Raw genomic sequence first — 19,843 nt, 5'->3', positions numbered from 1 at the left:
GAAACAGATCTGGATATGGTCCGACAGACTATGTCGTACTCGCTTAAGAATCGAGGCGATAGTAGCTATATTTCACATCTTTTTCTTTATACACCGCATAGGTTTTTTGGCGAAAATCTGAGAACCAGCCATTCCCAGTATATCCCGCAATATGACCATATGTGTGGCCACTGGTACGTTCAATAATGTAGATATCGCCCTCTTGAGGACGACTAAATGCTGGCTTGATTTTCTTATAACCATTCACCTCAAGCGTATGTCCCCAGTCAGATGCAGCCACTGGATGTTTAGATACATCTGCTCCTGCTGCTTGTAAAGCAATGCGAATATTTTTGGCGCATTTCTCTTTACTATGCATGGCAGATATACTTTCAAGCTTACTTGAGAACTTATGCAAATTAATATTTTGATCTTCCGCTTTATGTCTTTTAGAAGTCGATCGGTTATGCTTTTTAGTCTCCGAAGAAGCTTTGTTTAACATCGCTTTTGTTTTTAAGTCACCCTGAGAATTTTCTTCTTTTCTCAATTTAATATGATGAACATGTGCATGAGCTGCGTGATGAGCATGAGCCATTGTAAAACCTACTTCCGCTAACCAGTCTTCGAAAAAACTGAGCAATTGTAGAATCAAAATTATGTGTTGGCTTTTAATAGTTGTAACAAATTTCCAGCACTGTGAAATGGGTCACACAATCAATTTATTACTTTTGTTTTATAAAAAAACGCCCGTCCGAGCGTATTAATCTTTGTATAAATATAGATTACACATAACATTTAACTAGTGAATCAAAGCTCTCACTTATAAAATCAGAATACTTACCTGTAATTGGTCAATCCCATCTGTTTCAACACGATTGACCAAGCATCTACATAGAATTTCAGATTAATTTAAATTATTTAAATAAACCGTACGCTCTGTCGTCTTTTGAATAAAGCACTGTGTATATTGCATCTCTTGGTTTTGCTTACGCATGTCAGCAGTCCAATAATCGGATTGTTTTTGATAGGTTTCTAAATCTTTTTCAGAAATCTCATGAACACTTTTCTGTGCAAGCACCTTACATTCAACATCACGTTTTTCAAACCAGTCCGATTGATCTTGTTTAAATTGAGTTTTTTTCTCAGCACTCAATTTATCCCAAGTCTGATTTAAACGTTCCACTTGTTTAGCTTTGTCACTATCCAATTCTTTTTTACGAACATCCATGGCTTTCTGAGCTAAAGCCGTCTGCTCTTCATTATTTTCTTCAGATATTTGTCTATTTTCTTCAATAGTTTCTTCAAGCAACTGATTTTCTTTAACATAGGCTGCATATTGCACAGCTTTGGTTACAACAAAAACCACACCTTCAATCACAGTATTTTGACTTGGCAAATTAAATACCAAACCCTCCTTATCTGTTTTCGTGATGTTATAGAAAAATTCACCTTTCAATTGGTCATTTTCAAGAGTCAAAGGTGAATCATTATCAGAAAAATGGTCATTCAACGTACCCGATTCTTCATTAGAGTGACGCTGTTCTTCAATATATGCCTTTTCCGCCCGTTGTTGTAAACCTTTCGGCAGTGAAATGACCAATTGGCTTTGACAACTTAATTGTGTATTTTTTTGGCTATCGTCTTCTAATGGTAAAGTGCGAATATTTTTAATTTCAAACTTCAAACCTTGATTAATTTTATTAAGGATATCTGCATCAACCTGATATTCACTTTGTCTTAAACTACGTTCGATTTGTTTTAGATACTCTTTCTTCAATGAAGTTTGAATCTGATTTAAATTGTCAGGGTGCGTACAGCTCCAATCTGAAATTGTCTCAACTTTGTCTGTTTTTGATTTTGGCTCTGGCTTAGATTTACCACACCCAGTCAATACTACTGCTACACTGAAAGTAGTTATTACTAAAGCTTGTTTCATCACCGTATTCATTTATTTTCCACGCGAATTTTTAAATTTATTAAGTACAATAAAGGTATATATTTACCAACCCCATTATCATCCCAATAATTAATATAAAATTCACCTAAAATTTTAAATAAAATACTACCTACGCTAATAATCATCTTTTTAAATGTGTAAAAATAAATCTAAAGTATTTAAATGATCACAATAAAAAAAGCCCTGATTGATCAGGGCCTTGCTTGTTTATAGAAATAATTTTTTAAAATTATCCCAAAAACTAGGTTTTCTATCTACACACTGTGTTGCTCTTAAATCTTGTATCACAAGTTTTTTTGATCTCCTTGTAATACAAAAATCCCTGTTATAAGCTGTTTTTACTCCTCCCAACGTTACACTGTATGGGGTATTTTCCTTTAAAGATTTAAAGCCATTAAAGTTCTTTTCATTAAGAACAACACAATTGTTTTTTGTTGGATAACTCTTGTCAAAAGAACTGTCATAACTCCAATAATCTTTACTGTTTCTTGATAAATTTAATAAAACAATACTAAATACACCTTTTTGTTCCATATCATCAATATAAAAGCATGGCGTATCATTCTTTAATTCTATATTTACTTCCCCCCCCCTATATGGATTTGAGGTTGCATAGATAGAAAGTGGTATCATTAAGAAGATTAATAATACATATTTATTCATCATCAATCTCTTTTAGGCTTATGATTGTAATAGATACTTCCATAGTTCTGTGATAGCAATTTCTTATCAGATGGATTAACCAGAAATTCACTCAAAACATTTTTTAAAGCAGGTTTTTGCATAACATTTTTATTGTGTAAGACGGGGTAGTTATGCCCTTGAACAGATAAATAATACGCATCAAAGTAATGACTAATAAGCTCTGCTTGTTGTTCAAAATTAAACTGATTAAATTGTTTACCTTGATCATCATGAGCTAGATCATAATCATAAGCTTTAGCATCACTGTAACCACCTCTTGCACCTATTTCGAGTCCTCGAAGTGCTGTATTTAATCCTAATTGATACTGCCAAACATGGGCCATTTCGTGAATAAACCACATTTTATTCGTGGCTTTTCGATCTTGTGAGAAGTCTTTGACATTATCATAATCTTCATTTGGTAAATGAATACTACCAAATGGGGTCATTGCATTTTTGCTCATGGTAGGAATTGAAAATAAACCTCCACGAATAATTTCAACTTTGGTATAGTCTATTGCTTCTTTAAACATGGTCTTAGCAAGAGTAATTTCTCCGCTTGTCAATTTTCTGCGTGTATTGACAGTTACAGTTGTTGGATTTTTCTCAACGAAATCTTTACCCTGTAATTTAGCTCTAAGGCTTACAACAGTGTTCATGATCTTTATCCTCTACTATAATTTTTAATTCGATTTCTTCATTTTCATTACCAGATATAAATTGAGTATACCCTTGCTCATCGGTCACTCCTTTTGAAAATAAACTTCCTTCTTTATGAATTTCATAATGAACATGAACTAATGGTTCTGAAGTTGACTCATCGACAACCAAAAACTTTTGTCCGAATTCTTTTATTTGACTAGGTTGGAAACTATTAGTCGGGGGCGGTGTAGATCCTGTGCCACCCCCATTGTCTTGAACAACTAAACTTTGCTTTGGTAAAAGCTTACAACCGCAAGACAAACTATCTCCGGCACGTGCTGCCAGTTTGCCTAAAATATTCATGCGTGGATCGCCAGATACGATCGTTGCCGTAACTTTATGAGTTGGACATGTTGCTTTATCGCCAACACAAGAAATTGCAATACCGTCAACGAGGAACCTGCTGTTCCCTGAAATTACTTGCCCCCCACCAGTAGTCGGGCAGCCTATCGTTATATATGGCGTTGTCATTTTAAGCCTATTATTATCATGAAGTAGCGGGATTATAACAAATAGAAAAAATATCTCTGTTATTTTTATTATATTTAAGATTAATTAGAATTTCTAAATATTATATAAAACCCATCAAAACATTAATAATAAAAACAAACTATATTTATATTAAATAAAATCATTTTTAATAATTGACGCTTTTCATTTTAACTATTATTATCTCATTGCTGGCCTACATTGCCAGACGGTTTTAGCAGACCGTAACTCGTGGCGGATTATAGTTCTACTATAAGTCGTTAGACCCTTGCGTCCCCATCTTTACGGTAGGACGGATGGGGGACGCCCCGCGCGTGCTGGTTTCTACGAGTCCAGTCTGCTAACCCCCTTTCGTTCTACCACCATAATCAATTGACGGTGACTTGGTGGTAGAGCTCCATAAATTCTAAGGAGTTGACCATGACATTTTTTAAACTCATTCCCTCTCTAGTTTAATCATTTTATTTATTTAAAGTTTAGGTTTTCTATTGCCTAATTTTTTAATTTTATAAAGTATTTTATTTTAAAATTTAAGTTATTTTATTTTCCTGACTTTACAGGAGGATTAATTATTACCTAAAAATTATTTTAAAACTCAAAGTCATTATATTTTTATTTTAGTTAAAGACATAAATAATCATGAGAATAATATGACAATTTATAAACCTCTTTTGGCTTTAAGTTTCATTCTAGTAGGCTTGGATATTTCGGGCTGTAACTTACACACCCAGCAGGAGTTTGAAAAAATTTGCCTGTCGGGTGGGCATAGCAAGTCCAGTTGTGACTGTATTTACCAGCGACTTGAACAAGTTTACTCGCCTAAGCTCATGCAGCGCCTAGAACATGTCAGTTTGCAAAGTCCTGTTCTCCCACAGGACTTTGCCCCTACTTTTTTCAGCGTCATGCAACGGTGTGACAAAAGTAGTCTGGGCTAAGCGTTTGGCTTAGCTCCTTTATCTCTGTGTTGCAATGGTTTCTTACTTTAAAAATCAGCGCAAAAGATTAAAGTCTGTTGTGACACAGAGGCCTAGAAAGCAACATCCATAAAAAAACTACATCTGAAGATGTAGTTTAGTTCAATCATGCAAAATCTTTATTTCGGGCGCTTTAATTAAAATACGTAAGGTCGAACAAAAATCAGGAAAAAAATCCCAAGCATGAGGAACCATTTCAAGAAGTAATATAACTTACGGTTTTTAGCTTTTAATGCTTTGGCTTTAATACGAATTTGATAAATATAACCAAATGCTTTATTTAAACCACCTGTTTGGTCACCTGTTTCATTTGGTGAGCTCGCAGCAGTCATGACATTACGGCCAAACCAATGATTGAAACGCGCCATCCATTTCACTTTCAATGGACGCTCAACATCTGCAAAGAAAATGATACGGTTTTGATCGGTCTTATTTTCAGCATAGTGAATATAAGTTTCATCAAACACAACGCTTTGACCATCACGCCAAGAGTATCTTTCACCGTCGACATCAATAAAACAACGGTCATCATTTGGTGTAATTAAACCTAAGTGATAACGCAGTGACCCTGCATATGGGTCACGGTGTCTAACCAAACGACTATCAGGTGCAAGTTCAGTAAACATTGCTGCTTTAATTGTCGGTAATGTTTTAAGAAGAGCTGTGGTTTTCGGGCAAAGCTCAGCAGCAGACGGATGGCTCGACTCATACCATTTGAGGTAAAAACGTTTCCAGCCTGTTTTAAAGAACGAATTAAAACCTAAGTCATTATAGGTACTCGAAGCTTTAATTCCACCTTGGTCATATAAAGCTTTCGCTTCATCTCGAATCATTTCCCAATTTTCATCCAACACTTTTAAATCTTTAAAGTGTTGAGTGTCGATATAAGGCTGATTCGGTACCTTTGAAAAGATGTACATTAAAAAGTTAATCGGTGCGAGCAAGGTTGAATGGTCAAAAAATTGACGATAAAACGAGTGACGCACTTTGCCGCGATATTGGATATACAATGCCGATATCACAAAAATCGCTAATATGATCCACTTAATCATATTGCTACTCTTTCAAAAGATTAGGGGGTAACTTCACCTTATACTCAAGGTAATAGAAACCGGAAGTTTATTTAATTGGCGCAAATTTTAACAAAATTGACTTATAAAAAGCCAATCGAAAAAAATTAAGTCAAATGATAGACCCATTTTTTATGAAAAATAAAAGAACATACAATATTTTTCCACCACTTTAAGAAGTTAAAATTTGTTGTTATTTCGATTAACTCTTTTAAGCTACAACTTGAACAATTGACTTTTTTGACAAAAAATTAACTTTTGAGTTTTCATGATTTTTATATAAAAGCTTGATCATCCCAATATTTCATAAAGAAAAATTTAAAGCAAAACAAAAGCCTTTGTTTAGAAGCTATCTTTATGATTTCTTTTATGCATTTAATAGAGATGAATTAAATAAAAAAATTGATGACCCTTGCGTCACGGCTTGATACAACTTGTCAGGTTTTTTTTAGATATAGTTATCGTAAGATTAGCGAAGCATAAATGTGTACCAAAGCTGTGCACACGCTTCATAACATCAACTTAGAAGTCCTCCAAAACCAAGGAGATCAGGCATGATCCACGCTGGCAATGCCATTACCGTCCAAATGCTTTCGGACGGAATTGCAGAATTCCGCTTTGACTTACAAGGTGAGTCGGTCAATAAATTTAACCGTGCAACAATTGAAGATTTCCAAGCTGCTATTGCTGCGGTAAAAGCAAATAATGATATTAAAGGCTTAGTTGTTACCTCTGGCAAATCAACATTTATTGTTGGGGCAGACATTACCGAGTTTGGTGAAAACTTCGCTCAAGGCGAAAAAGCGATTGTTGACTGGCTTATGCCTGTTCACGAAATCTTCAATAGCTTTGAAGATTTAGAAATTCCAAAAGTTGTTGCTATTAACGGTATGGCGTTAGGTGGCGGCTTTGAAATGTGTTTAGTGTGTGACTATCGTGTGATGTCAGAAGCTGCCCAGGTTGGCTTACCAGAAATTAAACTTGGTATCTACCCAGGTTTCGGCGGTAGCGTACGTTTAAGCCGTGTTATCGGTATCGATAACGCTGTTGAATGGATGGCAATGGCCGCTCCTAAAAAACCGGCTGCTGCACTAAAAGATGGTGCTGTAGATGCGGTTGTAGCTGCTGATAAATTACTTGAAGCTGCAACTGACTTAGTTAAGCAAGCAATTTCTGGTCGTTTGAACTGGAAAGCAAAACGTCAAGAAAAACTTGATGCTGTAAAATTGAACCCACTTGAACAAATGATGGCGTTCAACACAGCAAAAGGTGCTGTACTTGCTAAAGCGAACCCTGCTCAATACCCTGCTCCAAAATTATTACTTGATTCATTACAAGCAGGTGCAAGCCTTGCGCGTGACGAAGCATTAAAAGCTGAAGCTGAAGGTTTTGCAAAAGCTGCGATTACTCCACAAGCTGGTGCATTGATTGGTTTATTCCTCAATGACCAAGTAGTTAAGAAAACTGCTAAGAAACATGAAAAAGGTGCTCACCCTGTAAACCAAGCAGCTGTACTTGGCGCTGGTATCATGGGTGGTGGTATTGCTTATCAAGCAGCAAGCAAAGGCACGCCAATTATCATGAAAGATATTGGTAACCCACAACTTGCACTAGGTATGTCAGAAGCAAACAGCTTGTTAACTAAACAAGTTGAACGTAAGAAAATGAAACCTGCGCAAATGGGTGAAACGCTTGCACGTATCCGTCCTACTTTAAGCTACGATGAGTTTAAAGAAGTCGACATCGTGATCGAAGCAGTTACAGAAAATCCAAAAGTTAAAGAAATCGTTCTTGCAGATACTGAAAAGCATGTTCGTGAAAACACGATCATTGCGTCTAACACATCTACAATTTCAATTACGCGTTTAGCGAAAGCATTACAACGCCCTGAAAACTTCGTAGGTATGCACTTCTTCAATCCAGTTCACATGATGCCATTGGTAGAAGTGATTCGTGGTGAAAAGACTTCTGAAGAAGCGATTGCAACCACTGTCGTTCTTGCTCAAAAAATGGGTAAAACACCAATCGTTGTAAATGACTGCCCAGGGTTCTTGGTTAACCGTGTGTTGTTCCCTTACTTTGGTGCATTCGACCTTCTTGTAAAAGATGGTGCAGACTTCCAGCAAGTTGACAATGTAATGTCTAAGTTTGGCTGGCCAATGGGTCCTGCTTACCTCATCGACGTTGTTGGTATCGACACGGGTGTACATGGTGCAGAAGTCATGGCTGAAGGTTTCCCAGACCGTATGAAGCCAGACTACAAAGGTTCAATCCAAGCAATGTACGAAGCTAAACGTCTTGGTCAAAAGAATGACGTTGGTTTCTACAAATACGAACTCGATAAGAAAGGCAAGAAAGCAAAAACTGTTGATCCAACAGCGTATGAAATCATTGCTCCTTTCGTAACGGGTGAAAAACGCGAGTTTGATAACCAAGAAATCATTGACCGCATGATGCTTGCTTTCTGCAACGAAACAGTTCGTTGCTTAGAAGACAACATCGTTGCAACTGCTGCTGAAGCAGACATGGCAATGATTATGGGTGTAGGTTTCCCTCCATTCCGTGGTGGTCCATGTCGTTATATCGACCAGACAGGTGTTGCTGAATATGTTGCGCTTTGCGACAAATATGCACACTTAGGTAAGGCTTATGAAGCGCCACAAATGTTGCGTGACATGGCTGCTAACAACAAAAAATTCTACGGTTAAGGAGCAACGTGAATGGCTACTTTAAATCCACGTGACGTTGTCATCGTTGATGGCGTACGTTCTGCAATGGGTAAAACCAAAAACGGTATGTTCCGCAATGTACGTGCTGACAGCTTATCTGCTGAGTTGGTTCGTGCACTCGTTGCTCGTAACCAATTTGACACCAATGAAGTTGAAGACCTGATCTGGGGCTGTGTAAACCAGACTTTAGAACAAGGTATGAACATTGGTCGTAACATCGGCTTATTGGCTGACTTACCAAAAACTGTAGCAGGTCAAACTGTTAACCGTCTTTGTGGTTCTTCTATGCAAGCACTTCATACTGCTGCTGCACAGATTGCAACTAACCAAGGTGATATCTTCATTATTGGTGGTGTAGAGCACATGGGCCACGTAGGTATGATGCATGGCATCGATCTAAACCCAGAAGCATCTAAACACTATGCAAAAGCATCTAACATGATGGGCTTAACTGCTGAAATGTTAGGTCGCATGAACGGCATTAGCCGTGAAGAGCAAGATGCATTTGGTGTTGAATCTCACCGCCGTGCTTGGGCTGCAACACAAGAAGGTCGTTTCAAAAACGAAATCGTTGGTGTTGAAGGTCACGATGCAAATGGCTTTAAAATCCTTTGTGACATCGACGAAGTAATTCGTCCAGATGCAAATCTTGAATCATTCAAAGCACTACGTCCTGTATTCGATCCAAAAGGCGGTACGGTAACTGCTGCTACATCTTCAGCTTTGTCTGACGGTGCTTCTGCAATGTTACTTATGTCTGCTGAGCGTGCTCAAGCATTAGGTTTAAAACCACGCGCTGTGATTCGTTCTATGGCAGTTGCAGGTTGTGACGCAGCAATCATGGGTTACGGTCCAGTTCCAGCAACTCAAAAAGCGCTTAAACGTGCTGGTTTAACGATGGCTGATATTCAAACTATCGAATTAAACGAAGCATTTGCTGCTCAGGGCTTATCAGTAATGAAAGGCTTAGGCGTTTATGACAAGCAAGACATCATTAACTTAAATGGTGGTGCGATTGCTTTGGGTCACCCACTAGGCTGTTCTGGTGCACGTATCACAACAACATTGTTGAACGTAATGGAACAACAAGATACTCAAATCGGTCTTGCGACAATGTGTATCGGTCTTGGTCAAGGTATTGCAACGATTATCGAACGTGTTTAATTAACACCAAGATAAGAAATCCCCGCTCAATGCGGGGATTTTTATTTTATCGGCCTTTTAAACCATCTTGAATTTGCTGCTGTAAATTTATGAGGTCATTAATATTTACTTTCATCGTTCCATCACGATAACCACCAACATTACTTCGGTTTATGTTCAGCGGTTTTAACATTTCAAAAATACCGTTGGTTGGATCAGAAGACTGTATTCCACCCGCTACAGCCAAAATATATTGTTGTAAGAACGGAGAAAATTGAGACAAATCAGGTTGTGCCATAACTGGTTGATAATCTACTGTAGTCATGCCTTCAGGGACTAAAGCATTCTGTATATTATTATGGATTTTATATTCATGGTGTTGTAGCGCTTGACGTACATTCTTATCTTCTTGAAACGGTACAAACCCTACCTCTTCACGCAGCTCAGATTCAGCCATAACGCGAATTGTTGGTAAAGTAGCCACTTCTTCTGCCTGAACAGTCGGTAAACCCATAAAAGCAAATGCAGCGATCAAAGCTGATTGTTTTAAAAAGTTCATAACTTGCTCCCACAATCACTCATCCAATTTCAGTTAAAAGATGAAGATTCAAATAAAGGTTTCTATAAACAGGCTACAACAAACAGCATCTTGATTCAGTAAGGCTCAGATAAACGGTAAATATAATTAAAATTTTTAATGTAATAGTAAGGTTCTTTTATTTATTAAAAAACCGCAATCTCTATAAAGCACTCAATAAATTAAGCAAAAGTGTCTAGTTTATTGAGTGAGATTTATCTTATAAATTTTATTCGCTCTCCAACATCTCTTTTAAAGAATTAACTAACTGAGGAAATGTCGTATAACCTTCCCTTCCTAAAAAGTGTCCACCATTAGGTACTGTAATGTACGGCGCATCAATATCCTTAGCCAATTGAATGGTCAGTTTTGGTGGAACCAAATCATCATTATCAGACAAATACACCAGCTTTTTCTTTATGCCTTTAAAGTAATTGGTGTCGACTTTGCTTTTTGTTATATAAGCATCGAGTGGAGAAATGTCTGCAAGTGGCCCAGAAAACCCAGATACTAAAATCATTCCACCAATATTTTGATAATCATGACGTTGCAAAAAGTGCAGTAATGTAATCACCCCTAAACTGTGTGCAACAAAATAGGTATTTTCATTCACCGTAGGGATCTGTTGATCTAAAACCTTTTGCCAGGCATCTACATCTGGATGTTCCGAATCTGGAAATGGAATTAAAGTAACAGTCGTATTTTTATCTTCTATTTGATGTTTTAAGTCTAAAAACCAGTGATCATTTATAGAAGCAGAGTAACCATGAAGCACAAATATTTGACGCATGTTCTTCTCCCGAAGTTCAAGTATTTTGGCATTGGCAACAAATGGTATTAATCCAAATAACACCAATAGAATGAGTTTTCTGACCATGGAACAAGTACCATTTTGAAGTATAAAACATGCTAAACTATGACACTACTGTTAAGGTCAACCCCTATTTTATGAACCTAGCTAAAGTCGCCGAGCTTACAAAAGTCAGTCCGCGTATGCTGCGTTATTATGAAAGTTTAGGGCTTATACATCCCCATCGCGCAAGTAATAACTATCGAAGTTATACACAAAAAGATATTGAAAATATTAATAAAATTAAAATATTAAACGATGCTGGTATGACCCTAAAAGACATTCAGGTTTTATTGCCATGTTTTGATTTAGATGAAAGAGTATTTACGCTCTGCCCTATTGTTCAAGAAAAGCTACAAACAGAACTTATGCATGTAGCTGAGCAGTTAAACAAACTACAGCGCTCACATCATTTATTAAAATCCTTTTTAGATCATGGTACAGTGAAAACAACAACTTAGGAACAATAGTATGAATCGAATATTAACAACGTCTTTTTCAGTTGCACTAACGACTTTAGCTTTAACAGGCTGTGCAACTAAAACCCTAATCAATAAAGATAATAAAACCTATACACGTACCACCAAAGTTAACTTGGTTGAAGATAATGTGGTTGCCTTTGGCCGTCCCGCACAAGCAATTGCGAATTTACCGAAAGATAGCATTGTGATTGCAGGGCAAAAGAACAGTTATATCCTGACTCAAGGTGGTACTCAGTTTGTGAGCTTGATTAGCAAGCTTAATCCTAAAAATATTCAAATCACCCGAGATCTTAATTTCTATTCTGAAAAGAATGATGGACATTTCTCCGGCACATTGCCGCTTTCCTATGTGAAACTAAGAGAAGATTTAAGCAAAAAAGACCTAGAGTTTTTTATTGAAAATGGCGCAAAAGAGTGTTCAACCTCAAGTGATCAACATATGCAGGCACAACGCTTCTGTTTTGATATTAAACTGGCAGGTGTGGTTTACCCAGTAGCAAACAATCTCAGCTCATTACAAGCGTTAAGTAAACCTTACCAAGTTACGATTTACACCGATAAAGAAGAAAAGTACAAATCGAAATATGGGATGAATCCTTTGGAAAAGTTGGTGTTATTACCATTTGCCGTGGCCATAGACGTAGTGAGCTTACCTTTTCAGGCTGCAAACAAGATTTTTGACTAACATACTCTTTCTTAAATAAAAGCAATGATTTATCAGTTGAATCATTGCTTGACTTAACTAGAGTTCCTCATCCAGAACCTTAGTATTATTTTTCTTGATTTTATCTATCTTGGCATTCAGTTTTAAAACATCTTGGTAAAGCTCATTAAATTTTTTCACTTGGGCATTCTCATGAAAAAGAATCATATGGTCTTTCTTCTGCCATGAATAATTTTTTAGAAGTTTAAACATTTCTTCTGCGTCATCTAAAATTTGCAGCTCAATCATAAAAATCGTATGGTCTTGATCAACATTTTTCTGAGTTCCCAGTTTCATTTCAAGAAGTTGTCTCATATCTGCATCAACAGATAGTTCCTGAATTTTGGCTAAAAAGGTTTTATGGATTTTTTCATATTCAGCTTGATACTGATCTGAAGCTGTACGGACATCAGCTAACATCTTTTCTGTTTCGGCATATTTTTGTTTTTTATCGAGGTCTAAACGATCAACATTTAAAAAGGTATCCCATTTTGCTGCTTTTAGTTTTCTTAAATATTCATTACGTGCATTTACGTTTTGAACCCAGTAGCTTAAAAGAAACTCTGAAATTTGCTTATAGTGACCTGCCAACCGTTTATCGTGAATATCAAGCTGTACGGGTTTAGACCAGTCTTGTGCTTGTTCATAAAGCTGGTTCATTTTTTCAGTCATGACCACATCAAACATTTGACTGCTGTCTTTGGCCTGTTGCTGTTTAATATGTTGATAGCTGAAAAAAATAATACTCGTGATAACAACCAGACTTGCAATTGCAATCAAAACTCGGCGCATACACACCTCCTATTTCCCTTCTTATAGTTTTGCTCTTTATAGTTATGAAATAGAGCTTGTATCTTCTTTATATGCCATTTATTTCACAATACGCAACACTCTATTCGCTATTCAAAGCTTTAAATCCTTGTGCATCATCCCTATTATGATGGGTAATTAAAGTTTATGAGATTCTCCCATGCGTGTTGATGTCTGGTCTGATGTAGTTTGCCCTTTCTGTTATATCGGCAAAAAACGCCTTGAGCATGTAGCTGCAGAAGCAGGTATTGAGCTTGAAATTCACTGGCATAGTTTTGAATTAGATCCTGATGCGCCAGCAAAACATGACACATCAAATACTGAACGTTTGGCTAAAAAATATGGCCGTACTTATGAAGAGATGGAAGAAATGGAACGCAATATTGCGGCCATGGCTGCCTCTGAAGGTATTGATTTCCAATGGCAAAAGGCGAATTCGGGTAATAGTTTTAATGCACACCGCATTATTCACCTTGCTCAAAGCAAAGGCCTAGGAAACCAAGCTAAAGAAGCTTTTTTCCACGCTTATATGACCGAAGGTCTGGCAATTGGTGAGCGTGAAGTTGTAGAAGAAATTGCTTCTCGTATTGGCCTTGATAATGCCGAAGTTGAATTTGTATTAGATACAAATGAACTATCTGACTTTGTTCGTCATGACGAAAAGATTGCTCAAGAACAGTTAAATGTTACTGGCGTGCCATTTTTTGTATTTGATCAAAGAATTGCACTCGCAGGTGCTCAGCCACGTGAAGTCTTTTTAAAAGTCTTAGAGCAAGCACAGCTCAAAGCAAATGCTGAAGAGGTTGAGCAGGATGATGCAGCTGTTTGTAATGATGAATCATGTGATATTCCACAGAAATAAATCAACACAGTTGAAAATGTGATTAAATCGTATGTTTTATCACCATTTTAGCAATAGAGCGTTCTAAAAAAAGAACTATCTAATTGTTTAAAATCAGTTTATCATTGCCGCTTAGAATATTCGCGCTGTAATGTTCTGTTTTTTATGTGTTTAATGATCGGAATTTGAAATTTCCTTGATCTATCATCCCCCTTAATTGGGGGATTTTTTTGCTTAAAAATAATCGCTACTAGCTTAAACTTTTTAATTTATTTCAAATATGTAAAAAAAGTTAAATTTACTTAACTTTTGTGTCGTCCTCTTGATTTTATTAGAAAAATCAACAAAAGTGGAAACAACAACAAAACATAAAGATAGATATGAAAACATTTCACGTCATGCCTTATCGGCAGCTTTTTGCACTTTTAACTCTTGGATTTGGTTCAGTGTGCATCACTCATGCAGAGGCCACCTCTTCTTCAAACCAGCAAGTAGGAGGAGGTACATCATCTGGAGTACAAACCGAAGGTTCAACAGATGAGAATCTGTTAGATCAAATTCCGCGTTGGATAGACACGACGCCAACTATTTTTCCAGAGCAGTCTAATCAACCCATTGTTCCACCTACCGAACAGACAGAAGATCAAACTTGGGTTGACCGTAAGCAAAAGAAAATTCGTAATTGGGCCGATCGTACTTCTGAAAAAATTGATAACTGGTTTGGTGAAGTCGATCCACAGAAACCTGCTACAGCAACCATTCGCGTAATGGTGGACAACTATTGGAATGAATATGATAACTTTGAAATTAAGCCCAGAATTCGCGGTAAGATCAAACTTCCTACACTAGAGAAGCGTTTAAGCTTAGTCTTTGGTGATGACTCTTTAGATAATGAATTTAATAATAATATCGCCAATATCAACCAGAACCCAAATCAAGATTCAAACAAAAAAATCGATGCTAAACGCACACGTGATGACAATAGTTCAATTGCGTTACGTTGGTCAAATTTCTCAAAAAAACTACCTTTTGAAACCGATGCTGACTTAGGTATACGCTCAGGAGACGATGTTTATGCCCGTTTAAAAGCATCTAGAAATTGGCAACTGCGTAATGATTTTAAGTTTTATGCAGAAGAAATTTATCGATATGGAATCCATAGCGAAAATTATTTACGTACCAACCTTGAACTCACTCATGCTCGTCCGAATCAACCGATTTTATCAAATCAGTTCAGCTTAACTTACGCCGATGATCAAGATGATGATTTAACTTGGGAAAACCGACTTTTCCGCGAACATAGTTTCTTTGCAAACAACCGCTTTAACTATGGTATCTACACAGGAGGTTACTACAACAATAATGACTTACGTTTAAACAGTTGGGGACCATTTGTATCATGGCGCCAACCTGTATTACGTGAATGGTTCTTTGTGCAAGGTGACGTCAATTACTTCAATGACCACCGTGAAGACCGCAATCATTATGTAAGTACTTTCTTGCGTTTAGAAGCACTTTTCTAATTCCTAAAAACCACCTTGAAGACCTTCTTCAAGGTGGTGAATCATAAAAAATTTAAATAAAAATTTAAGCTTTTTCTTTTACAATGTTGAGCTAACTTTTGATTCCTGATCTTCAGTAAAATGAATCAATTCTCTTCTTGCTCATTCGAATATAAATCTACTGCCTTACTTTGTATTTATAGTTTAGGTATGCTGGTTTTAATCCCTCATACGCAGTTTTTCTCTACCTCTGTAAAACACCAACGCTCTACAAGGCGCTCTCCCCATTCTTCTACTCTACTTGTCAAAACCAAAAGACAGTATCGACCCTTTTCGCATTTAACTTGTGAGGTAGAAACAGATAATGATTCAACAGATGCCACACTTATTCAGGATCTGATGGCAGTGTTTGGAAATGATACGTTATGGAAGCGTGCAACCCAGCCCGAACATACTTATAAATCTTTAGGTAAGAAAAAAAAGAAGGCTTCATCACCTCATATTGCAGTGAGTAATCCACTGAGTGCAGGTTGGGATACTATTTCGACATGGATGCCTTTTGAAAATAATCTTGATTTAGGTTCAAACTCTGAAAATGATGTCTATGTACAATTTCTAGCAAAGAAAAAATGGAATTTGAGACATAATATGAGCTTAGATACAGAACAACTATTCCGCTATGGCTCTACCAGTCGAAACTACACTGAAACGACGCTAAACCTGACACAAAAGATGCAAGACAATACGCTTTTCGCTAATAAATTTAATGTGAACAAGAGTGAAAATGAGAATTACAACTGGGGCAATTGGACTTTTCAACAGTTTGAGTTTGTAAAAGATAATAGTCTAACTTATGGTGTTTATAGTGGTGGCGTCTATACCAATAATGACATTCGCGTAAGTAGTTGGGGACCCTATATTTCATGGCGCCAACCTGTATGGCGAGATTGGCTTTTTATGCAAAATGACCTTAATTTCTTTAATCATATTAATGATGATCCTAAACATCAACTCAGTGTTCAAATGAATCTAGAAGCTAATTTTTAGTCAGAAATCACCAAATTGTGGATAACTCTTTCTTTATCCACAAAAAAGCCCCTGAAGATTCAGGGGCTTTTTTTCGCTAAATTATTTCAGCAATAAGCTATTAATACGCTTCACATAAGCTGCTGGATCTTCTGGTAAACCACCTTCCGCAATAACAGCCTGATCAAAAATTACGTTGGCTAAGTCATCAAACTGCTCTGAACCTTCAAGTTTTTTCACTAAAGGATGCTCAGGGTTAATTTCTAAGATTGGTTTGATTTCAGGTACTTCTTGTCCTGCTTGTTTTAGCATTCGGATAAGTTGAGGTGATAACTCACCTTCGCTTGTTACTAAACATGCAGGAGAATCAACTAGACGCGTAGTTACACGTACTTCTTTAGTTTTAGCTTTCAATGAGTCACTTAGTTTATCAACTACAGGTTTGAACTGTTCAGCTGCTTGCTCAAGTGCCTTTTTCTCTTCTGCATCTTGCAAATCACCTAAATCAACCGCACCTTTAGACACATTCTTTAATGGCGTACCGTCAAACTCTTGAACAAAATTCATTGCCCATTCGTCAACACGCTCTGCCATTAATAATACTTCAATGCCTTTTTTCTTGAACAACTCAAGCTGTGGTGAGTTTTTCGCTGCAGCTAAACTGTCAGCAGTCACATAATAGATGGCTTTTTGGCCTTCTTTCATACGTGCTTTATAGTCAGCAAAAGAAGTTGTTACATCATCATTTGTTGAAGTTGCATAACGTAATAATTTTAAAATACGTTCGCGGTTTCCAAAGTCTTCGCCCAAGCCTTCTTTTAGCACTGAACCAAATTCAGTGTAGAACGTCTTGAATTTTTCTTGGTCTTTTTCATCTTCTGACTTAGCCAAGCCATCGAGCATGGTTAATATGCGGCGTGCGTTACCTTCACGAATTGTTTTGACATCACGGCTTTCTTGCAACAGTTCACGGCTTACATTCAGTGGCAAATCAGCACTATCTACAACACCTTGCACAAAGCGCAGATAGTTTGGAATTAAATTATCCGCATCATCCATAATGAACACACGTTTTACATATAACTTAATTCCTGCTTTTGCTTCACGTGTGAAAATATCATGTGGAGCTTTACTTGGAATATAGAGTAGCTGCGTATATTCGGTACTGCCTTCTACACGGTTATGTGCCCAGGCAAGCGGAGCCTCAAAGTCATGTGTTAAGTTTTTATAGAACTCAACGTACTGCTCTTCAGTTACTTCGCTCTTGTTACGTGTCCATAAAGCACTTGCCGAGTTAATCGCTTCCCACTCGCCAGTTTTGACCATTTGACCGCCTTTAGACTCTTCGCCTTCAGCCGCCTCTTCCTCTTGCCAAACTTCTTTTTGCATTTCAATTGGCAAGCTAATGTGGTCAGAATATTTATTAATAATCTGCTTAACTTTATAAGATTCTAAATAATCAAGCGCATCATCACGCAAGTGAAGAATAATGTCGGTACCACGTGAAGCCTTATCAATTTGCTGAACTTCAAACTCGCCTGTACCACCACTAATCCAACGAACCCCTTCAGATGCCTCTACACCTGCACGGCGAGATTCCACTGTAATTTTATCGGCAACAATAAAACCTGAGTAAAAACCAACACCAAATTGACCAATCAACTGAGCATCTGCTTTTTGATCACCAGTCAATTTCGACATAAAATCTTTAGTGCCCGATTTCGCAATCGTACCCAAGTTATCAATTGCTTCTTGTTGACTTAAACCAATACCGTTATCAGAAATCGTTAAAGTTTTGTCGTCTTTATTTAAAATAACCCGTACATGTAAATCTGGATCATTTTCATAATATTCAGGATGATTAATTCCTTCAAAGCGCAACTTATCACATGCATCCGATGCATTAGAGATCAGCTCGCGTAAGAAAATCTCAGGGTTAGAATAGAGAGAATGCGTCACTAAATGTAAAAGCTGTGCAACTTCCGCTTGGAAACTATAATTTTGTGATGCTTGTTCACTCATAAATCACTCCTTAAATTTTGAAGTCTGTTTGTTTTCGAATGCTTTATGAATGGAGGACTTCTAGAATTTTTCAATCCTGAATATTAAAAAATTTTTCTAATTAGAACGGTCCATGACTTAATACTCTATCTTGCAATATCGTATCTAACTGTTTTTGGCGTTGTTGATAGACCTTAGAAATACAACTTACGCTAGCACCGCAGGCATTTCTTTGTTTCAACCATTGCTGCTGAGCATCTTTCTGACTATCACGCCCACCCATCGGCAATGCGTGCAAAACAATTTGATAGGTTGTTGCCATTTTCACATCTGCATCATTTAAGGAAAGATTTTTACAAATACTTTTTTCCGTTTTCGTTTTTGCGGCATTACAAGAAAAACTTGCTGCTTGTAAATTCTGTGTAAAAGCAATACCACTAAAAAGCGCTAAGCAAATCGCTAATTTGTTATTCATGATTTTATTCCCATGTTTGTAATGAATAAAAATTAGTTTAGAAAAAAATATGCATAAGGTGTGTAGAAAACTGTCTGTTTTATGCTTTTTTAATGCAAATAAAACTCATAAAAAAACCTCACATAAATTATATGTGAGGTGCCTGAGTCTAGGTTTATTATTATATTGTTCTATTTATTATTATGCTTAAAATTTATAGCTATAACCTAAAGTGTAAACAAACGGATTAATATCTAAATCAAATTTATAGTTAGCAACTGATGGATCAATTGTTACTTCAGGACTAATATCCATGTAACGAACATCTACAAATACACCCCAGTTTTTAGCATCCGCAGGTTGGAAATTAAAACCAACTTGTCCTGCCACACCAAAGTCTTCTTTAACTTTTACTGCTACTCCTTGTTCATCCCAAGGGATAAATGCTGTCGCACCAACACCAATATATGGTGTGAAACGAGTTGAGTTTTTAAAATGATATTTTGCTGTAATCGTTGGAGGTAACTGTTTAATACGCGCTACTTTATTTCCATCCAACAAAACATCATGATTAACAGGTGCTGCTAATAACAATTCTGCTGAAAATGGAGACTGCCCAAAAAAATATTCAATTGATGGCGTAAAAGCATATTCATGATCTGCCTTTACCACACCCAAAGGAGTTGTTGTGTCTTCTGATGGAGCAATAACACTTCCACCAAATTTAACTTGCCAGTTACCAGCAAAAGTAAAAGAAGACATCCCCATTAATGCAACAACCAAAACTTTTTTGAACACTTTAATATCTCCAAACTTATTTATATTTATAATAAACATGTATTTTAAAATCATGCAATACACATTATAAAA

Annotated in this window: 21 protein-coding genes; 8 read left to right on the top strand and 13 right to left on the bottom strand. The window is 36.8% G+C overall.

Annotated features, from left to right (window positions below):
• Positions 1 to 43: 43 nt before the first annotated feature.
• The 6 genes from I5515_RS07815 to I5515_RS07790 all read right to left on the bottom strand — a co-directional run bounded on the left by I5515_RS07815 (position 44) and on the right by I5515_RS07790 (position 3,793).
• Positions 44 to 574, bottom strand: coding sequence for a CHAP domain-containing protein (locus I5515_RS07815; protein ID WP_199965554.1), 531 nt, complete (start codon positions 572 to 574; stop codon positions 44 to 46).
• Positions 575 to 883: 309 nt separating this feature from the next.
• Complete coding sequence (locus I5515_RS07810; RefSeq protein WP_199965553.1) at positions 884 to 1,927, bottom strand: lysozyme inhibitor LprI family protein; 1,044 nt, start codon at positions 1,925 to 1,927, stop codon at positions 884 to 886.
• Positions 1,924 to 2,061: a hypothetical protein gene (locus I5515_RS07805; protein WP_199965552.1), complete on the bottom strand. Its 138-nt coding sequence runs from the start codon at positions 2,059 to 2,061 to the stop codon at positions 1,924 to 1,926. Before I5515_RS07805 ends, I5515_RS07810 begins: the two co-directional genes overlap by 4 nt.
• An 82-nt stretch (positions 2,062 to 2,143) precedes the next feature.
• Positions 2,144 to 2,599, bottom strand: coding sequence for an NF045616 family extracytoplasmic (lipo)protein (locus I5515_RS07800; RefSeq protein WP_227562666.1), 456 nt, complete (start codon positions 2,597 to 2,599; stop codon positions 2,144 to 2,146).
• 2 nt (positions 2,600 to 2,601) lie between these two features.
• Complete coding sequence (locus tag I5515_RS07795; protein ID WP_199965550.1) at positions 2,602 to 3,279, bottom strand: zinc protease; 678 nt, start codon at positions 3,277 to 3,279, stop codon at positions 2,602 to 2,604.
• Positions 3,257 to 3,793, bottom strand: a complete 537-nt coding sequence (locus tag I5515_RS07790; RefSeq protein ID WP_199965549.1) for a PAAR domain-containing protein — start codon at positions 3,791 to 3,793, stop codon at positions 3,257 to 3,259. Before I5515_RS07790 ends, I5515_RS07795 begins: the two co-directional genes overlap by 23 nt.
• 668 nt (positions 3,794 to 4,461) lie before the next feature.
• Here I5515_RS07790 and I5515_RS07785 point away from each other — a divergent pair.
• On the top strand, positions 4,462 to 4,746 hold the full coding sequence (locus I5515_RS07785; RefSeq protein WP_199965548.1) for a hypothetical protein: 285 nt from the start codon (positions 4,462 to 4,464) through the stop codon (positions 4,744 to 4,746).
• A gap of 176 nt (positions 4,747 to 4,922) precedes the next feature.
• Here the strand turns inward: I5515_RS07785 and lpxO are convergent, their stop codons facing one another.
• Complete coding sequence (gene lpxO / locus I5515_RS07780) at positions 4,923 to 5,837, bottom strand: lipid A hydroxylase LpxO (protein ID WP_199965547.1); 915 nt, start codon at positions 5,835 to 5,837, stop codon at positions 4,923 to 4,925.
• Between the two features lie 572 nt (positions 5,838 to 6,409).
• Here lpxO and fadB point away from each other — a divergent pair.
• Entirely contained in the window at positions 6,410 to 8,563 is a 2,154-nt protein-coding gene (gene fadB / locus I5515_RS07775) for a fatty acid oxidation complex subunit alpha FadB (protein ID WP_009393257.1), read from the top strand.
• Between the two features lie 12 nt (positions 8,564 to 8,575).
• Positions 8,576 to 9,748: an acetyl-CoA C-acyltransferase FadA gene (fadA, locus tag I5515_RS07770; protein ID WP_004640802.1), complete on the top strand. Its 1,173-nt coding sequence runs from the start codon at positions 8,576 to 8,578 to the stop codon at positions 9,746 to 9,748.
• 46 nt (positions 9,749 to 9,794) lie between these two features.
• Here the strand turns inward: fadA and I5515_RS07765 are convergent, their stop codons facing one another.
• Together I5515_RS07765 and I5515_RS07760 are read right to left on the bottom strand one after the other, a co-directional pair.
• Entirely contained in the window at positions 9,795 to 10,286 is a 492-nt protein-coding gene (locus I5515_RS07765) for a hypothetical protein (protein WP_199965546.1), read from the bottom strand.
• A gap of 247 nt (positions 10,287 to 10,533) precedes the next feature.
• A complete protein-coding gene (locus I5515_RS07760; RefSeq protein WP_199965545.1) occupies positions 10,534 to 11,181 on the bottom strand; it encodes an RBBP9/YdeN family alpha/beta hydrolase in 648 nt (215 codons plus the stop codon).
• A gap of 71 nt (positions 11,182 to 11,252) precedes the next feature.
• On the opposite strand from I5515_RS07760, the gene I5515_RS07755 reads away from it, so the two are divergent.
• Positions 11,253 to 11,615, top strand: a complete 363-nt coding sequence (locus I5515_RS07755) for a MerR family transcriptional regulator (protein WP_199965544.1) — start codon at positions 11,253 to 11,255, stop codon at positions 11,613 to 11,615.
• Between the two features lie 10 nt (positions 11,616 to 11,625).
• Complete coding sequence (locus tag I5515_RS07750; protein WP_199965543.1) at positions 11,626 to 12,321, top strand: hypothetical protein; 696 nt, start codon at positions 11,626 to 11,628, stop codon at positions 12,319 to 12,321.
• Positions 12,322 to 12,378: 57 nt separating this feature from the next.
• On the opposite strand, the gene I5515_RS07745 is transcribed toward I5515_RS07750, so the two are convergent.
• Positions 12,379 to 13,131, bottom strand: a complete 753-nt coding sequence (locus I5515_RS07745) for a hypothetical protein (RefSeq protein WP_199965542.1) — start codon at positions 13,129 to 13,131, stop codon at positions 12,379 to 12,381.
• A gap of 178 nt (positions 13,132 to 13,309) precedes the next feature.
• Here I5515_RS07745 and I5515_RS07740 point away from each other — a divergent pair, with 178 nt between their 5' ends.
• From I5515_RS07740 to I5515_RS07730, 3 genes are all read left to right on the top strand, one after another.
• Positions 13,310 to 14,011: a DsbA family oxidoreductase gene (locus I5515_RS07740; protein ID WP_199965541.1), complete on the top strand. Its 702-nt coding sequence runs from the start codon at positions 13,310 to 13,312 to the stop codon at positions 14,009 to 14,011.
• Between the two features lie 359 nt (positions 14,012 to 14,370).
• A complete protein-coding gene (locus I5515_RS07735) occupies positions 14,371 to 15,513 on the top strand; it encodes a hypothetical protein (RefSeq protein ID WP_199965540.1) in 1,143 nt (380 codons plus the stop codon).
• A 120-nt stretch (positions 15,514 to 15,633) separates the two neighbouring features.
• On the top strand, positions 15,634 to 16,539 hold the full coding sequence (locus I5515_RS07730; protein ID WP_199965539.1) for a selenocysteine synthase: 906 nt from the start codon (positions 15,634 to 15,636) through the stop codon (positions 16,537 to 16,539).
• Between the two features lie 81 nt (positions 16,540 to 16,620).
• Here I5515_RS07730 and htpG read toward each other — a convergent pair whose 3' ends face one another.
• The 3 genes from htpG to I5515_RS07715 all read right to left on the bottom strand — a co-directional run bounded on the left by htpG (position 16,621) and on the right by I5515_RS07715 (position 19,771).
• Positions 16,621 to 18,540: a molecular chaperone HtpG gene (gene htpG / locus I5515_RS07725; protein ID WP_199965538.1), complete on the bottom strand. Its 1,920-nt coding sequence runs from the start codon at positions 18,538 to 18,540 to the stop codon at positions 16,621 to 16,623.
• Between the two features lie 100 nt (positions 18,541 to 18,640).
• Complete coding sequence (locus I5515_RS07720; RefSeq protein WP_199965537.1) at positions 18,641 to 18,994, bottom strand: lysozyme inhibitor LprI family protein; 354 nt, start codon at positions 18,992 to 18,994, stop codon at positions 18,641 to 18,643.
• 186 nt (positions 18,995 to 19,180) lie between these two features.
• Complete coding sequence (locus I5515_RS07715; RefSeq protein ID WP_199965536.1) at positions 19,181 to 19,771, bottom strand: OmpW/AlkL family protein; 591 nt, start codon at positions 19,769 to 19,771, stop codon at positions 19,181 to 19,183.
• Positions 19,772 to 19,843: the final 72 nt, after the last annotated feature.

The organism is Acinetobacter calcoaceticus, from assembly GCF_016508255.1.
Lineage (GTDB): Bacteria > Pseudomonadota > Gammaproteobacteria > Pseudomonadales > Moraxellaceae > Acinetobacter > Acinetobacter calcoaceticus_E.
This window is presented reverse-complemented; position numbering and strand designations above follow the sequence as displayed.

What these genes read in the sequence shown, in the direction of transcription:
- I5515_RS07815 (WP_199965554.1), bottom strand. Translation starts at nt 574, where the DNA reads ATGGCTCATGCTCATCACGCAGCTCATGCACATGTTCATCATATTAAA.
- I5515_RS07810 (WP_199965553.1), bottom strand. Translation starts at nt 1,927, where the DNA reads ATGAATACGGTGATGAAACAAGCTTTAGTAATAACTACTTTCAGTGTA.
- I5515_RS07805 (WP_199965552.1), bottom strand. Translation starts at nt 2,061, where the DNA reads ATGATTATTAGCGTAGGTAGTATTTTATTTAAAATTTTAGGTGAATTT.
- I5515_RS07800 (WP_227562666.1), bottom strand. Translation starts at nt 2,599, where the DNA reads ATGAATAAATATGTATTATTAATCTTCTTAATGATACCACTTTCTATC.
- I5515_RS07795 (WP_199965550.1), bottom strand. Translation starts at nt 3,279, where the DNA reads ATGAACACTGTTGTAAGCCTTAGAGCTAAATTACAGGGTAAAGATTTC.
- I5515_RS07790 (WP_199965549.1), bottom strand. Translation starts at nt 3,793, where the DNA reads ATGACAACGCCATATATAACGATAGGCTGCCCGACTACTGGTGGGGGG.
- I5515_RS07785 (WP_199965548.1), top strand. Translation starts at nt 4,462, where the DNA reads ATGACAATTTATAAACCTCTTTTGGCTTTAAGTTTCATTCTAGTAGGC.
- lpxO (WP_199965547.1), bottom strand. Translation starts at nt 5,837, where the DNA reads ATGATTAAGTGGATCATATTAGCGATTTTTGTGATATCGGCATTGTAT.
- fadB (WP_009393257.1), top strand. Translation starts at nt 6,410, where the DNA reads ATGATCCACGCTGGCAATGCCATTACCGTCCAAATGCTTTCGGACGGA.
- fadA (WP_004640802.1), top strand. Translation starts at nt 8,576, where the DNA reads ATGGCTACTTTAAATCCACGTGACGTTGTCATCGTTGATGGCGTACGT.
- I5515_RS07765 (WP_199965546.1), bottom strand. Translation starts at nt 10,286, where the DNA reads ATGAACTTTTTAAAACAATCAGCTTTGATCGCTGCATTTGCTTTTATG.
- I5515_RS07760 (WP_199965545.1), bottom strand. Translation starts at nt 11,181, where the DNA reads ATGGTCAGAAAACTCATTCTATTGGTGTTATTTGGATTAATACCATTT.
- I5515_RS07755 (WP_199965544.1), top strand. Translation starts at nt 11,253, where the DNA reads ATGAACCTAGCTAAAGTCGCCGAGCTTACAAAAGTCAGTCCGCGTATG.
- I5515_RS07750 (WP_199965543.1), top strand. Translation starts at nt 11,626, where the DNA reads ATGAATCGAATATTAACAACGTCTTTTTCAGTTGCACTAACGACTTTA.
- I5515_RS07745 (WP_199965542.1), bottom strand. Translation starts at nt 13,131, where the DNA reads ATGCGCCGAGTTTTGATTGCAATTGCAAGTCTGGTTGTTATCACGAGT.
- I5515_RS07740 (WP_199965541.1), top strand. Translation starts at nt 13,310, where the DNA reads ATGCGTGTTGATGTCTGGTCTGATGTAGTTTGCCCTTTCTGTTATATC.
- I5515_RS07735 (WP_199965540.1), top strand. Translation starts at nt 14,371, where the DNA reads ATGAAAACATTTCACGTCATGCCTTATCGGCAGCTTTTTGCACTTTTA.
- I5515_RS07730 (WP_199965539.1), top strand. Translation starts at nt 15,634, where the DNA reads ATGAATCAATTCTCTTCTTGCTCATTCGAATATAAATCTACTGCCTTA.
- htpG (WP_199965538.1), bottom strand. Translation starts at nt 18,540, where the DNA reads ATGAGTGAACAAGCATCACAAAATTATAGTTTCCAAGCGGAAGTTGCA.
- I5515_RS07720 (WP_199965537.1), bottom strand. Translation starts at nt 18,994, where the DNA reads ATGAATAACAAATTAGCGATTTGCTTAGCGCTTTTTAGTGGTATTGCT.